The 14358-nt window shown below is 72.6% G+C and carries 12 protein-coding genes; 9 read left to right on the top strand and 3 right to left on the bottom strand.

Features of this window, described 5'->3' with window-relative positions:
* Positions 1–23: 23 nt before the first annotated feature.
* Positions 24–512, bottom strand: coding sequence for a hypothetical protein (locus GA0070603_RS28080; RefSeq protein ID WP_139131945.1), 489 nt, complete (start codon positions 510–512; stop codon positions 24–26).
* 436 nt (positions 513–948) lie between these two features.
* On the opposite strand from GA0070603_RS28080, the gene GA0070603_RS32440 reads away from it, so the two are divergent.
* The 6 genes from GA0070603_RS32440 (at position 949) to GA0070603_RS28050 (ending at position 9443) form a co-directional block, all read left to right on the top strand.
* Entirely contained in the window at positions 949–5265 is a 4317-nt protein-coding gene (locus GA0070603_RS32440; protein ID WP_091319969.1) for a polymorphic toxin-type HINT domain-containing protein, read from the top strand.
* A 210-nt stretch (positions 5266–5475) separates the two neighbouring features.
* The gene (locus GA0070603_RS28070; RefSeq protein WP_244282629.1) at positions 5476–5985 is read left to right on the top strand and encodes a hemerythrin domain-containing protein; all 510 of its coding nucleotides are present in this window, start codon (positions 5476–5478) and stop codon (positions 5983–5985) included.
* Complete coding sequence (locus GA0070603_RS28065; protein ID WP_091319965.1) at positions 5982–6875, top strand: oxidoreductase; 894 nt, start codon at positions 5982–5984, stop codon at positions 6873–6875. The genes GA0070603_RS28070 and GA0070603_RS28065 overlap by 4 nt, the downstream gene beginning before the upstream one ends.
* Positions 6876–6960: 85 nt before the next feature.
* Positions 6961–7878: an LLM class flavin-dependent oxidoreductase gene (locus GA0070603_RS28060; protein ID WP_091319961.1), complete on the top strand. Its 918-nt coding sequence runs from the start codon at positions 6961–6963 to the stop codon at positions 7876–7878.
* A 48-nt stretch (positions 7879–7926) separates the two neighbouring features.
* Entirely contained in the window at positions 7927–8433 is a 507-nt protein-coding gene (locus tag GA0070603_RS28055; protein WP_244282628.1) for a DinB family protein, read from the top strand.
* Positions 8434–8543: 110 nt separating this feature from the next.
* Entirely contained in the window at positions 8544–9443 is a 900-nt protein-coding gene (locus GA0070603_RS28050; protein ID WP_091322371.1) for a TIGR01777 family oxidoreductase, read from the top strand.
* A 24-nt stretch (positions 9444–9467) separates the two neighbouring features.
* Here GA0070603_RS28050 and GA0070603_RS28045 read toward each other — a convergent pair whose 3' ends face one another.
* Both GA0070603_RS28045 and GA0070603_RS28040 read right to left on the bottom strand, forming a co-directional pair.
* Positions 9468–10688, bottom strand: a complete 1221-nt coding sequence (locus GA0070603_RS28045) for an extracellular catalytic domain type 1 short-chain-length polyhydroxyalkanoate depolymerase (protein ID WP_091319958.1) — start codon at positions 10686–10688, stop codon at positions 9468–9470.
* 155 nt (positions 10689–10843) lie between these two features.
* Complete coding sequence (locus tag GA0070603_RS28040) at positions 10844–11233, bottom strand: SCO5389 family protein (RefSeq protein ID WP_091319955.1); 390 nt, start codon at positions 11231–11233, stop codon at positions 10844–10846.
* A 121-nt stretch (positions 11234–11354) separates the two neighbouring features.
* On the opposite strand from GA0070603_RS28040, the gene GA0070603_RS28035 reads away from it, so the two are divergent.
* The 3 genes from GA0070603_RS28035 to GA0070603_RS28025 all read left to right on the top strand — a co-directional run bounded on the left by GA0070603_RS28035 (position 11355) and on the right by GA0070603_RS28025 (position 14343).
* The gene (locus GA0070603_RS28035; protein WP_091319951.1) at positions 11355–13166 is read left to right on the top strand and encodes a DUF6311 domain-containing protein; all 1812 of its coding nucleotides are present in this window, start codon (positions 11355–11357) and stop codon (positions 13164–13166) included.
* Between the two features lie 137 nt (positions 13167–13303).
* Positions 13304–13945, top strand: coding sequence for a lipoyl(octanoyl) transferase LipB (gene lipB / locus GA0070603_RS28030; RefSeq protein WP_091319944.1), 642 nt, complete (start codon positions 13304–13306; stop codon positions 13943–13945).
* Positions 13946–13950: 5 nt separating this feature from the next.
* Positions 13951–14343 (top strand): VOC family protein, encoded by a 393-nt coding sequence (locus tag GA0070603_RS28025; protein ID WP_091319942.1) that lies wholly within the window; start codon positions 13951–13953, stop codon positions 14341–14343.
* Positions 14344–14358 lie beyond the last annotated feature (15 nt).

The raw sequence follows: 14358 nt of genomic DNA, 5'->3' as shown, positions 1-14358 counted from the left end.
GAGCCGGACGAGGACGGTGCTCGCTAGCGGGCCGCCGGCGGTGAGCAACGGGCGAGGGCGTCCCGGATCGCCGCGACCGCTCCGACGATCTCGTCCAGCGGACGTTCGATGCGGGCATTCGGCACCGGCTCGAAGTCGGCGAGTGACCGACCCACGACCATGAACTCCGAGAGATCGATGTCGTACTGACCGAGGTCGCTCCACCCGGCCTGCACCTCGAACAGACCCTCACGGGACGGGGCAACCCGCAGCCACCCCGTGCACTGGTCCGAGAAGTTGAACGGGAGCAGCACCCGGTCGGCGCCGGCCCTCAGCCGCCGCAACTCGGCGAGCCACTGGTCCAGGGTGAACGTGGGACCAGGGTGCCCGGTGGCGGGGCCGCCGTAGTCCGGCACGAGGATGCACTCGAAACGGCTGGTCCCGAGCCCCAGGAGCAGGAGGCCCCGCACCGCGTCCGTCACCTCGATCCAGAGGCCGATCTGCCGCGGTGACCTACGTTCCTCCGCGTTCATGGACAAGCCCTTCCCGAGTGGCAGGTGGCCGCTGGCGGCGTCGGACACATGATGCCAGCCGGCGTGGTTCCGGGTGTGCCCTGCCCTTGCGGCCTGGAGCCGAGGATGTGACATCAGCCACACTGCTCGGGACAGCGCTGTTGCGGGAGCACTTGTAGCGTGAGCGCCAGTCGGTATCGAGCCACGCGAATACACGCGCTCGTGATCAGCGCAGGTCGTGGTGGCGTACCGGGTGGCAACGGGGACAGGAGCGATCGATGCGACCGCACGTGAGGGCCGTACCGTCCGAAGTGGTTCGTCATCGCCCGCAGCGGGTTCACGAGACACCGATCGTCTCACCTCGATCGCCGTCGGTCCCCTGAGACCACTTCTCATCACGTAGTCACCGTCGCGCCGTCCGCCCAGTGGACGGCGCGATCTTGCACGGGGAGCAGGCATGGATCTGAGATCATCCGCAAGCGTCGTGCCACTGGTGCGGCGCCGGCAATCCGGATGGCGGCAGGCCGTAATGGCGTGCCTCACGGCGGTGGCGCTGCTGGTCAGCCTGCTGCCGGGGACCGCGGCCCGAGCGGAGGATCCACCTTCCGCGCCGCCCGACCGGGCGGCGGTGGTGCAGGCGTGGTTGTACGGCGGCGCGAAGGTGCGGTCCGCGGCGGAGCTGGCCCTGGTCGGCTCCGACGACCAGATCCGGGCGTTCCTGAGCGACGGTTGGGCGCAGGCGGAGCGGTTGGACGAGCGGGACTCGGTGGTCGCGGTGATCGCCGAGGGCGGCGCTGCCGTGCGCGCGGCGGCCCAGCAGGCCCTCAACGCCGCCGACGCCGGTGACACGGAGGCTCTGTCGAAATTCCTTTCCACCGGCTGGCAGCAGCCGTCGAACACCGACACGCGGGTGCAGGTCAACCGGTTGATGGCGGCCGGTGGGGATCAGGTCAAGGCGGCCGCTCAGCAGGCGTTGGATTCGCCGGATCCGTCGGTGTGGCGTGAGTTCGTGGACTCGGGTTGGCAGTCGCGGTGGCTGACGGATCAGCGGGTGCGGGTCAACCAGGCGATGGCCACGGGCGGCACGCAGGTGAAGGCGGCCGGGCAGAAGGCGTTGGATGCGGGTACGCCGGAGGCGTTGGAGTCGTTCCTGGACTACGGCTGGTCGGTTGCGGCAGCCCGGGATCAGGAGACGGAGACGCTGACCGCGCTGCAGGCGCAGGCGCAGGCGCAGGGTGATCTGGCGGCGCAGGAGACCCAGCGTGCGGTGGACGAGGGTGCGCGGGCGAAGGAGGCCGCGGAGGCGGCTCGTAAGTCGGCGCAGGAGGCCGCTGCGGCGACCGCGGCGGCGCGTAACGACACGAAGGAAGCGGCGGCGCAGGCCAAGCGTGCTGCGGTGGCGGCGCAAAAGGCTGCGGCGGCGGCGAAGGTGGCCGTGCAGGCGGCGGCGTCGGCGAACCGGGCGGCGCGGGCGGCTGCGGCGGCGGCGCAGCGGGCGGCGTCGGCGGCGTCGCAGGCGGAGCGGGCGGCGACCCGGGCGTACAACGCGGCGGCTTCGGCGGCGACCGACGCGTCGAAGGCGGACGCGGCGCGGGTGACCGCGCAGGAGGCGCGGGACAACGCGAAGCTGTCGCGGGACTTCGCCACCACCGCCAATCTGGCGGGCCAGGCGATCCAGGCGGGCCTGAACGCGTTGGCTGCGGCGCGGTCGGCGGCGACCCAGGCGAAGCTGGCGTCAGACGCCAACGACGAGGCGACCAGATACGCCAACGACGCGGGCGCGGACGCCTCGGCAGCGGTCGCCGCTGCCAAGCAGGCACGTGCGGACGCGGACCGGGCGCTTCGCGCGGCCAACGCCGCGGAGAACTACCTGAACGTGGCGGCGCAGGCGGCGTTCCGGGCGCGGGACGCGGCCAACCGGGCCGCACAGCACGCCGAAGAAGCGGCCGATGCCGCGATCGAGGCGGCGGACCATGCTGGCGACGCGACGATGGCGGCGCAGCGGTCGAGTGAGGCGGCGAACGCGGCCTCCGTCGCGGCGACCGCAGCCGTGGAGACCGCAAGCGAGGCAATCAAGGTGTACGACGCGGCGCGCGCGGCGGACGCCGAGCGGATCGCGGTGGCCCAGGACGAGGGTGTCGAGGCGGCCCGGCAGGCCGCGGCCCAGTACGACCAGGCGCAGAAGGCGGCCAAGTGGGACGCGCTGCAGGCCGAGCAGCGCGACGCGGAGACCAACCGGCTCATCGCCGAGGCGCAGAACCCGGCCACCGACCCCGCCGTCGCGGTCGCCGCCGCCCGCAAGGTCGCGTTGAACCTGTCGAGTGCGTCCGGGACCTGGACCCAGCAGGCGGCGCGGGCCGCGTTGGGCGGCAGCGACGCGCAGGCGATGGAGTTCGTGCGAACCGGCATCGCGGAGGCCGCCGGGCAGGACGACCGGGTCGCGGTGCGGGATCTGGCGATCACCGACAACACCGCGCTGCGTGATGCGGCCCTGGCGGCGCTCAACGGCAGCGACGCGCAGGTGTCGGAGTTCCTGCGGACGCAGAACTACACCGGCCGGTACACGCAGGACCGGCTCAAGGTCAACCAGATCATGTCCGCGGCGACGAAGTCGGGCGACGTGTATCTGGCCCAGAAGGCGCAGGAGGCCCTCGACTCCGAGGACGGGCAGAAGCTGCGGGACTTCATCGCCTCGGGCCAGTACACGGCCGCCGCTGTCGGGCAGCGGGTGCAGGTCAACACGATCATGGCCAGCGCGGACAGCGGCCCGGAGGTCAAGGCCGCCGCGCAGATCGCCCTGGACGGGCCCCCGCCAGGACTGCAGCAGTTCCTCAAGGAGGGCCGGTACGCCGCGGCCGAGCGGGACCAGGACGCCGCAGCGCACATGGCGGTCGTGGCCGGCCTCGTCGAGCGGATCAACGGAATCGCCCAGACCGCAGTGCAGAACGCGATGGAGGCGCAGAAGGTCGCGGCGCAGGCCCGCCAGGACGCGGAGGCGGCGGCAAACTACGCCGACCAGGCCGCCCGGTCAGCGCAGGCCGCAGCCGGCTACGCGGCGAAGGCCGCCCAGTACGCCGACCAGGCGAGCCAGTCGGTGGCCAAGGCCGAGGCGGCGGTCAAGACCGCCAAGGACGCGGCGACCCGGGCATCTGCCTCGGCACGGAGTGCGATCCGCTCCGCATCATGGGCGGTCGCCTCACACGAACAGGCGATTCAGTCGGCCAACGAGGCGCACGCGTCGGCCAAACGCGCGTACGACTCGGCGATCGCCGCGGGCAAGAGCGCCAAAGAAGCAGTCGACGCAGCAAACCAGGCCTACAAGGAGTACGAGGACGCCAAGGGCCTCGAGGTCGCCAAGTGCCACACCGAGTACGCCATGGGCCCGGCGCTGGAGTTCGAGAAGCTGCTGAACGGCACCCAGGGTGACTGGGCCGCCAACTGCATCCGCAACGTCATCGCCGACCCGGCCGAGCTGGCCAAGCGGGCCTACACCAACTCGGCGTACTGCAGCATCTATCCCGAGGGCAGCCAGCTCAACAAGAACTGCCTCGCCTCGGTCCTGGACCCCGACTTCCGCGGCGGACAGACGCTGACGCTGCTCACCCAGCTCATCAACGGCATCACCGCCACCCTGATCCCCGTCGCCGCGGCACTCGGGATCGGCTGCATCGCGACCGTGGTCTGCGGCATCGTCCTGGGCACCCTGGTGACCATCGGCGACGTCGGGCTCAGCATCTACAAGTACATCAACGGCGACCAGGGCCTGGCCGACACGTTGATGCACCTGGGCGGCCTGGCCCTGGAGTCTCTGGCGTTCGCCGGGGTCGCCAAGCTCGTCGGGGCGGGCTTCAAGGCCGCCAAGCAGCTGTACACGATCAGCCGCGCCGCGAAGGCGGCCAAGAGCGAACTCGCGGCGGCCGACTTCTCCCGAATTCGGTTCGTATTCAACTCCTGCCTACGCGGGAACAGCTTCACCGCCGACACCCCGGTCCTGCTGGCCGACGGCAGCAGCAAACCCATCGGCGAGGTCCGGGTCGGCGATTCGGTTCTGAGCACCGATCCGGACACCAGGCACACGTCCGGTCAGCCGGTCAGGGCGGTCGTCACGAACACGGACACGGATCTCACCGACCTCACCATCCTGTCGGCCGGTCAGCGCGGTGTCGTTCGTACCACCGGTCACCACCGCTTCTGGACGCCGAGGAATGAGCGGTGGACGGAAGCCGGGAAGCTGTCACCGGGCACCTCGCTCCTCACTCCCAAGGGCGACAAAGCCCTCGTCACGGCCGTACGCAACCACACCGGCAATCAACGGATGTACGACCTGACCGTCGGCAGCACCCACACCTACTACGTGCTCGGCGGAGCTACGCCCGTCCTGGTCCACAACGCTGACTGCTTCGGTCTGGACGACCTGGGCGGGGGCTGGTTCCGCTCTCCGGCCGGTCTGGACTACGGACCCAACGACCCGGAGTTCGGCCACCGCATCCTTCACGTCCTGGCCCACGCCTACGAAAATCCCTTGAAGAGGGAGCACAGCGTCTTCGACACGGGAAGCAAGGGGATCCTCGAAACGGTGGATGAGGCATGGCAGCGGAGGAGCATGGCGGTCAAGATCACCGAGACCCCTCCCAACCAGTGGCATGGTGGCAGGACGACGTACACCATCCCGATGGGCCGTCGCGTCGGGTTCAATCCGGGAGAGGACTTCATCAGGATCACCGTGGAACACGGCAGCGAACTCGTTACGGCCTTCCCCGTCAAGTATCCGTGACCGAAGGATGACTTCGCGGAGCGGTTAGGGGCTCGCCCTGGAAGACGAGGGCCGGTCTGCCGTCACGGCAGACCGGCCCTCAGCCGCTTCCGGCGATCGTCGCCGGGCGGCCGGGCCAACACCGTGACGGGATAGGCTTCCGGCAGCGTCGCGGTGCACCCGGCACGAAGGCCGCCGTGGGCATGGAGGCGCGGGACAGCAGGGGACCATGTGCACCCATCCCACCCGTCGAGCGGCCGGCTGACCGCCCTCGGCACCCAGTTGATCGAGATCCACGACTGGCTCCGCGAGGAGCTGACCCGGCTCCGCGCGAGCCTCGACTTCCCCGGCGGCGGCGCGCTCTCCCGGGAACTGCGCGCGCACTGCGTCGGTTTCTGCGCCGCGCTGGACCGGCACCACACCGGCGAGGACGGCGGCGCGTTCCACGCACTGGCCGAGCAGGCGCCCGAGCTGCGCCCCGTGCTCGCCGAGCTGAGCGCCGACCACCGCATCGTCGCCGACCTGCTGCGCCGGGTCGACGCCCTGCTCACCGAGGCGGCCGACGGCCGGTCCGTCCGGGCCGAGCTGGACGGGCTGGCCGCCCTGCTGGAGACACACTTCACCTACGAGGAGCGGAAACTGGTCGCGGCCTTGAACCGGCTGGCGGGCGACCCCGTGGAACTGCTCGGCGTGACGCCACCCCGGAACGGGGACCTTCTCGAACGGACGGAGACCGCATGACCATCGACACCGTCGACGCCGCCGCGGCCGGCACCTGGCAGCTGGGCGACCGCGTCGTCAACCGGATCGGCTTCGGCGCGATGCGGTTGACCGCGAACGCGGACGGCAGCCCCAGCGACCGGGACCGGGCCGTGGCGGTGCTGCGCCGGGCGGTCGAGCTGGGGGTCAACCACATCGACACCGCGGCGTTCTATTTCTCGCCGCTGCGCTCGGCCAACGAGCTGATCAACCGGGCGCTGTCGCCGTACCCGGAGGATCTGGTCATCGTCACCAAGGTCGGGCCGGGCAAGGACCCGTCCGGCCAGTGGCTGCCGATGGCCCGGCCGGACCAGCTCCGCGGCCAGGTCGAGGAGAACCTGCGCCAGCTCGGCCGGGACCACCTCGACGTGGTGAACCTCCGGGTGTACGGCCCGGAGCCGCTGGCCGAGCACTTCGGCGCGCTCGCCGAGCTGCGAGACGCCGGGCTGATCCGGCACCTCGGCGTTTCCGCCGTGACGCCGCACCAGGTCACCGAGGCGCGCACGATCGCCCCGGTGGTCTGCGTGCAGAACTCGTGGAGCCTCGGCTACCGCCGGAGCAACGACGCGCTGATCCGGGACTGCGCCGCGCACGGGACCGCGTTCGTGCCGTTCTTCTCCCTCGCCACCAGCGGCCGGGAGGCCGGCGCGAGCGGCGACGAGCACGACGAGGTGCGCGCGGTGGCCCGGGCGCACGGCGTGACCCCCGCGCAGGTCCGGCTGGCCTGGACGCTGCACCGGAGCCCGAACGTGCTCGCCATCCCCGGCACCGGCAACCCGGCGCACCTGGAGCAGAACGTCGCGGCCGGCGCGCTGCGGCTCACCGACGACGACCTGTCCCGCCTCGACGCCCTCCACGAGTCGGCCGGCTGAGCCCGCGCCCGCCCGGATTCGCCGGTCAGCAGAATCGGCGGGTCCGGGCTGGCCGGGGCGGGCGTACCCCGGGAATGCTGGGCCGATGGCGATCTTCTCCGTTCAGGCCCGGCCCACCGACGCGGCGAGCTGGACCGACCTGGCCCGCCGGGTCGAGGCCGCCGGCTTCGACGCGCTGCTGGCCGCCGACCACCCGGGCCACGGCGCGTCGCCGTTCGTGGCCCTCGCCGCCGCCGCGGCGGTGACCTCGACGGTGGGCCTGGGCTCGTACGTCTCGAACGCCGGCGTGCGGGAGCCGATCCTGCTCGCCACCGACGTGGCCACCCTCGACGTGGTCTCGGGCGGCCGGGCCCGGCTCGGCCTCGGCGCCGGCCACACCCCGGCCGAGTGGCGGGCCGTCGGGCGGGAACGGCCCGACGTCGCCGCCCGGGTCCGCCGCTGCGTCGCCGTGGCCGAGGCCGTGCGCGACCTGCTGGCCGGGAAGGAGGTCACCGTGGACACCGCCGAACTGGCCGTCCGCGGCGCGCGGCTCACCGAACTGCGCCCCGTGCGGGACCGGGTCCCGCTCACCATGGGTACGGCCAATTCGGCGCTGCTGCGCTGGGCCGGCGCCCACGCCGACGTGGTCGGGCTGACCGGCTTCGGGCGTACCCTCGCCGACGGCCACGCCCACGACGTGCGGTGGCGGGCCGACCAGATCGAGGCGCAGCTCGCCCACGTGGCGGCCGGCGCGGCCGGGCGGGCGACGCCGCCCGCGCTGGAGGCCCTGGTCCAGCAGGTCACCGTGACCGACGACGCGGAGGCCGCCGCCGCCTCGATCGCCGCCGACACCGGCCTGAGCGTCGCCGACCTGCTCGCCACCCCGTTCGTGCTGATCGGCACGGCCGACGAGATCGTCGCGGCGGTCGCGGAGCACCGGCGCCGCTGGGGGGTCACCCGCTTCGTGGTACGCGAGAACGCCGTCGACCAGTTGGCCCCGCTGCTCCCCCGCCTCGCCTCCTGATCCACTCGGGACCCCCAACCGGTCTCGAACACGAGTACGATACGGCCGGTGATCGATGAACGGTTCGCGTTGCCGGCCACCGTGGACGAACGCACGATGCTGGAGACCTTCCTGGACTTCCAGCGGGACGCCCTGGTCCGCAAGTGCGCCGGGCTCACCGACGCGCAACTGCGGCTGCGGCCGGTGCCCTCGTCCGGCCTCTCGCTCATCGGGCTCGTCCGGCACCTGGCCACCGTGGAGCGGTGGTATTTCCAGGCGGTGCTCGCCGACGCCTTCCCCGGCGACCTCTTCGACCTCACCGACGACCCGGACGCCCCGTTCACCGACGTCGCCGAGGCCACCGGCGCGGAGACCTTCGCGCTCTGGCGGGCGGAGGTGGCCGCCTCGCGGCGGATCGCCGCCGAGCGACCGCTGGACGCTGTCGGCCGCCACCCCGGCACCGGGCGCACGCACTCGCTGCGCTGGATCCTCGCCCACATGACCGACGAGTACGCCCGCCACCTCGGGCACGCCGACATCCTGCGCGAGGCGGTCGACGGCCGGACCGGAGAGTGAACGGCGACTCACGCTCGTCGCGCCACAGGTCGCCGGCGGGACCCGCGAACGACGAGTGAGTGATTTCGCTCAACGCATCCAACCCGCGGTCCGTACCCGAAGATATGAACATGCGGATCCTCATGGCCGGAGTGTCCGGCTTCCTCGGCACCCGACTGGTCGACCGGCTCACCGCGGACGGGCACCAGGTCACCCGCCTGGTCCGCCGCGCGCCGCGCACCCCCGACGAGCGGCAGTGGAACCCCTCCGCCGCGCAGCTCGACCCGCAGGTCGTCGCCGACGCCGACGCGGTGGTCAACCTGGCCGGCGCCGGGGTGGGCGACAAGCGCTGGAACGACGCGTACCGGGGTTTGATCCGGTCGAGCCGGGTGGACAGCACCACCACCCTGGCGATCACCATGGCCGGCCTGCCGGCCGCCGACCGGCCCGCGGTGCTGCTCAACTCCTCCGCCGTCGGCTGGTACGGCAACACCGGCGACCGGACGGTCGAGGAGGACTCGCCGGCCGGCGAGGGCTTCCTGGCCGACGTCTGCCGGGTCTGGGAGGCCGCCACCCGCCCGGCCGAGGACGCCGGCGTCCGTGTGGTACGGCTCCGCACCGGGCTGCCGTTGCACCGCGACGGCGGCATGCTCAAGCCGCAGCTGCTGCCGTTCCGGCTGGGCGTCGGCGGCAAGCTGGGCAGCGGCCGGCAGTGGCTGCCGTGGATATCCCTGCGGGACTGGCTGGACGGGGTGACCTTCCTGCTGGGCCGGGACGACCTCGCCGGTCCGGTCAACGTGGTCGGTCCCGCCCCGGTCACCAATGCCGAGTTCACCCGGGAGCTGGCCCGCCAGCTGCACCGGCCGGCGGTCATGCCGATCCCCGCGCTGGCCCTGAAGGTCGCCCTCGGCGGCTTCGCCCACGAGGCGCTCACCAGCACCCGGGTCCTCCCCGGCGTGCTCGGCAGGGCCGGCTTCTCCTGGACCCACCCGGACCTGCCGGGCGCGCTGCACGCCGCCCTCACCGGGTGACCGGCGAGGGCGGCGGCGGCGCGGTCAGCAGCCGATGACCCAGTAGCTGGGGCCGGTCTGCTTCAGGGTGCTCGTGTAGAAGGTGTTGTAGAGGCCCATCCGCTGGTTGCTGCCGAGCGCGTAGGCGTAGCCGCCGGACTGGTAGGCCCGGCCGGCCGTGACGTGCGCGTAGTTGCTGGCGGTGACGCAGACCGGCGCGGAGGTCGGGGACGGGGTCGGCGTGGGCGTGGGCGACACGGTGGCCGTGGGGGTCGGGCTCGGCGTGCCGCCCCCGTCGAGCCCGAAGAAGAGCGCGTCCCGGTAGGTCGAGCAGATGGTGTCCAGGAAGTACGCCCCGGCCGTCCCGCACTGGTCGGCGGCCGAGCCCGGGTCGACCGGGGTGCCGTGGCCCATGCCGGAGACCCGGTAGAGGCGTACCTGGTCGCTGCCGTAGACCTCCAGGCTGGTGCCGGCCGGCAGCGAGGCGGTGCTGGTCGGGGTCTGCGACACGCCCAGCACGTTTGTCCACTGGTCCCGCGACTCGGTGGCGTTGAGCGGCGCGACAGTGGTGTCCGAGGTGCCGTGCCAGATGGCCACCCGGGGGCGCTTGCCCGCGTAGCCGGCGTAGGCGTTGCGGACCAGGTCGCCCCACTGCGCCGGGGTCTTGTCCACGCCGGGGTTCATGCAGGTGAAGGCGTTGGTCATGCTGGTGGCGCAGCGGTAGGGAAGGCCGGCGATGACCGAGCCGGCGGCGAAGACGTCCGGGTAGGTGGCGAGCATGACGGCGCTCATCGCGCCGCCGCCCGACAGACCGCTGACGAAGACCCGGCTGCCGTCGACGGAGTAGTTGGCCTTGGCGTAGTCGACCATCTGCTTGACCGACAGCGCCTCGCCCTGGCCCCGGGCGGTGTCCCCGGTCTCGAACCAGTTGAAGCAGGAGTTGGCGTTGTTGGCCGAGGGCTGCTGCGGCACGATCAGCGCGAACTTCCACTGGTCGGCGTACTTCTGCCAGCCGGAGTTGGTGAAGTACGTCGAGGCGTTCTGGGTGCAGCCGTGCAGCAGCACGACGGCCGGGGCGTTGGCCGGCAGGCCGTCCGGCCGGTAGGCGTACATGGCCAGGTTTCCGGGGTTGGAGCCGAAGCCGGTCACCTGGGTGAGGCTGGCGGCCTGCGCGGGCAGCGCGGCGACGAGGACGGCGGCCGCGGCCAGCACGACCCCGGCCGCCACCCCGGCCAGGCGGGTGAGAAGGGATGAGGAGCGGCGCACGGCGACCTCCTGACGGCGAATTGTGAACTGGGTCACCTTCGAGTTGCCGCGACGTTACGTCCGTGTTTCACGCCCCCGGAATGGCCGCCGCTCACACATTCATGGACGCCGAAGTGTGCGGGCGGGGCCGCGCCGGCACGGCCCCGCCCGCACGGTCAGCAGTTGCGCAGTTCCGGCGACTGGTTGCGGATCTGCGCCAGCGGCGACACGAACTCCCGGTACACCGGGCCGCCGACCAGGGCCGGCGGGAACGCGGCCACCCGGTGGCAGTTCTGGAAGGCCAGCCGCACGCCGAAGTGCCGCTCCAGGCCGCCCCGGATGGCGTCGCTGGCCAGCGCCCGCAGCAACTGCCCCCGCTCGGCCTCGCCGGGCGGGGGCACCGCGTGTTCGGCCACGCCGTCACCGCCGGCCGCCCGCGCCGCGACGTCGGCGACCACGGACCAGGCGTACGGCAGGGAGCGCCGGACGCAGTCGACGAACTCGGCGTCGTCGACCTGACCGGCTTCCGCCCGCTCCAGCAGGGCGGTGGGTACGTCGAGGGACATCTCTCCTCCAATCGGTCCGCGCCGTCGCGCGAACGTGATGCAATTGGAAGTCATTTCCAACAAGCGGTCAAGGTTCCGTGTCTGACCGGCGTGTCCAGTTCCGGTTGGTAACGTCCGCTGCGTGCCGTCCTCCCCGTCCCTGGCGACCGGCCCGTCGACCACCTTCCGGAACCGGCGCGCCGACCTGCTGCTTCTGCTTGCCGCGGTGGCCCTGGCCCTCTGGGTGACCAGCGGGATGTGGCGGGACCCGAACACCCGAATGATCACCGTCAACTCCAGCGACCAGGCCCTCTTCGAGTGGTTGCTGGCCTTCGGCGGGCACGCGGTGACCCACGGGGAGAACCCGCTCTTCACCCACCTGATCAACGTGCCCGACGGGGTGAACCTCGCGGTCAACACCTCGATCACCGCGTACGCGGTGGTCTTCGCGCCGCTGACCTACCTCGCCGGGCCGCCGGCGACGTTCCTGGTGATCCTCACCCTCAACCTCGCCGCCACCGCGGTGGCCTGGTACTGGCTGCTCAGCCGGCAACTTGTCGCCAGCCGGCTGGCCGCCGGGGTCGGCGGGCTCTTCATCGCCTACTGCCCGGCCATGGTGTCCCACGCCAACGCGCACCTGAACTGGACGGCCGGCTGGCTGGTGCCGCTGCTGATCTGGGGCGTGCTCCGGCTGCGCCGACCCGGGCGCGCGATCGCCGGCGGGGTGGTGCTCAGCGTGCTGGTGGCGGTCGCCTTCTCGATCGCCGCCGAGGGGCTCTTCTTCACCGCGCTGGCGGTCGCCCTGTTCCTGCTGGTGTGGGCGCTGCACCCGGTCCGCCGGGCCGAGGTGCGGGCCGCCCTGCCGAGCTTCCTGCGCGGGCTCGGCGTGACCGCGCTGGTGTCCGGGGTGCTGCTGGCGTACCCGCTGTGGCTGCACTTCGCCGGACCGCAGCGGTTCCACGGCACCGGCTTCGACCCGATGATCCACTCCGAGGACATCGCCGCCTACGGGTCGTATCCGCGCCGCTCGCTGGCCGGCTGGGCCGGGCTCGGCACCTCGCTCGCGCCCAACCCCACCGAGGAGAACTCCTTCTTCGGCATCCCCCTGCTGCTGCTCGCCGTCGCCTGCTTCGTCCTGCTCTGGCGGCGCGCCGACCGGGCGTTCCGGGCCACCCTCACCGCGCTCGGGGTGACCGCCGTGGTCTTCGCGGTGCTCTCCTGGGGACCCACGGCCAAGTGGAACGGCCGGCGCACCGACCAACTGCTGCCGTTCGGCGTGCTGGACAACCTGCCGGTGGTCAACGCGGCCCTGCCGTCCCGGCTCGCCCTGGTGGTGGCCCCGGTGATCGGGCTGCTGCTGGCGTACGCGGTCGACACGCTGCGCGCCCGGCCGCCCCGGCACCGCTCCACCCAACTGGCCTGGGCCATCGGCTTCGCGGCCGCGTTGCTGCCGCTGCTGCCCACCCCGCTGCTGACCAGCGTGCGGGAGCCGATCCCGGCGTTCATCACCAGCGGGGCCTGGCAGCGCTACGTCTCCCCCGGCGGGGTGCTCACCCCGCTGCCGCTCACCGTGGACCTCTATCCGGACGGCCAACGCTGGCAGGCGTACGCCCTCGCGCACCGGCAGGGCGAGTTCCGCATCCCGGCGGGCTTCTTCCTCGGCCCCGGCGGGCCGGAGGGCCGGGGCCGGATCGGGCCGGTGCCGCGCACCTTCAGCGCGCTGATGGACCAGGCCGGGCGGACCGGGCTGGTGCCGATCGTCACCGACGGCAGCATCCGGGAGGCCCGGGCCGACCTGCACTACTGGGGCGTCGAGACGGTGGTGCTGGCCGACCGGGTGCACGGCGCGAAGTTCGACGTCGACGAGGAGGCGGTCCGCCGCACGGCAACCGCCCTGCTCGGCCCGCCCGAGCGGGTCGAGGACGTGTGGATCTGGCGCGTCCCCCCGCCCTGACCCCCGGCGATCTTGCGCTTGGCGCCCCGGCATCGGGTGCGAATGCCGCGAACCCGGGGCCGAAAGTGCAAGATCGGCGAGGGAAGGCGACGAGGCTCACGCGGGTCGGGCACGGGCTGCGGGACTAGGGTGGAGCCGTGAGCGTGACTACTTCCGGGCTGAGCGCCGTTCGTGCCGGGTTGCTCGACTACCAGGCCGCCTGGGACGAGCAGCGCCGGCTGCACGAGGCCGTGGTGGCCGGCGAGCAGGGCGACACCGTGCTGCTGCTGGAGCACCCCAGCGTCTACACCGCCGGCAAGCGCACCGAGCCGTGGGACCGGCCGGTCGACGGCACCCCGGTGATCGACGTGGACCGCGGCGGCAAGATCACCTGGCACGGGCCGGGGCAGCTGGTCGGCTACCCGATCGTCAGGCTGCCCGACCCGGTCGACGTGGTGGCGTACGTCCGGCGCACCGAGCAGCTGCTGATCGACGTCTGCGCCGAGTTCGGGCTCGCCGCGGGGCGGGTCGAGGGGCGCAGCGGGGTCTGGGTGCCGGAGGACGACCGGGGGCCGGCCCGCAAGGTGGCCGCCATCGGCATCCGGGTCGCCCGGGGCGTGACCCTGCACGGCTTCTCGATCAACTGCGACTGCGACCTCGGCCACTTCGACCGGATCGTGCCGTGCGGCATCCGCGACGCCGGGGTCACCTCGCTCACCGCCGAGCTGGGTCGGCCCGTCACGGTGGCCGACGTGCTGCCGGTGGTCGAGCGGCGCCTGCCCACCCTGGTCCAGGTCTGACCCGGGTGCGCATCGACCTCGTCACCCTCGTCGTCGCCGACTACGACCCGGCGATCGCCTTCTTCACCGAGGTGCTCGGCTTCGAACTGGTGGAGGACAAGCCGTCGCTGACCAACGACGGCCGCCCGAAGCGCTGGGTGGTGGTCCGCCCGCCGGGCGGCGGCACGGGGCTGCTGCTGGCCCGCGCCGACGGCGAGCGACAGGCCGCGGCGGTGGGCGACCAGACCCACGGCCGGGTCGGCTTCTTCCTCCAGGTCGACGACTTCGACGCCACCTACCGCCGGATGGTCGAGGCGAAGGTCGAGTTCGTGAAACCCCCGCGCACCGAGCCGTACGGGCGGGTCGCCGTCTTCCGCGACCTCGCCGGCAACCCCTGGGACCTGCTCGGTCCCGCCTGAGCAGAAGAGGACCCC

Origin of the sequence: Micromonospora chersina (assembly GCF_900091475.1) — a bacterium.
GTDB classification, from domain to species: domain Bacteria; phylum Actinomycetota; class Actinomycetes; order Mycobacteriales; family Micromonosporaceae; genus Micromonospora; species Micromonospora chersina.
The sequence above is the reverse complement of the archived record's forward strand: the minus strand, read 5'-3'. Positions and strand labels throughout refer to the sequence as shown.

What these genes read in the sequence shown, in the direction of transcription:
- GA0070603_RS28080 (WP_139131945.1), bottom strand. Translation starts at nt 512, where the DNA reads ATGAACGCGGAGGAACGTAGGTCACCGCGGCAGATCGGCCTCTGGATC.
- GA0070603_RS32440 (WP_091319969.1), top strand. Translation starts at nt 949, where the DNA reads ATGGATCTGAGATCATCCGCAAGCGTCGTGCCACTGGTGCGGCGCCGG.
- GA0070603_RS28065 (WP_091319965.1), top strand. Translation starts at nt 5,982, where the DNA reads ATGACCATCGACACCGTCGACGCCGCCGCGGCCGGCACCTGGCAGCTG.
- GA0070603_RS28060 (WP_091319961.1), top strand. Translation starts at nt 6,961, where the DNA reads ATGGCGATCTTCTCCGTTCAGGCCCGGCCCACCGACGCGGCGAGCTGG.
- GA0070603_RS28050 (WP_091322371.1), top strand. Translation starts at nt 8,544, where the DNA reads ATGCGGATCCTCATGGCCGGAGTGTCCGGCTTCCTCGGCACCCGACTG.
- GA0070603_RS28040 (WP_091319955.1), bottom strand. Translation starts at nt 11,233, where the DNA reads ATGTCCCTCGACGTACCCACCGCCCTGCTGGAGCGGGCGGAAGCCGGT.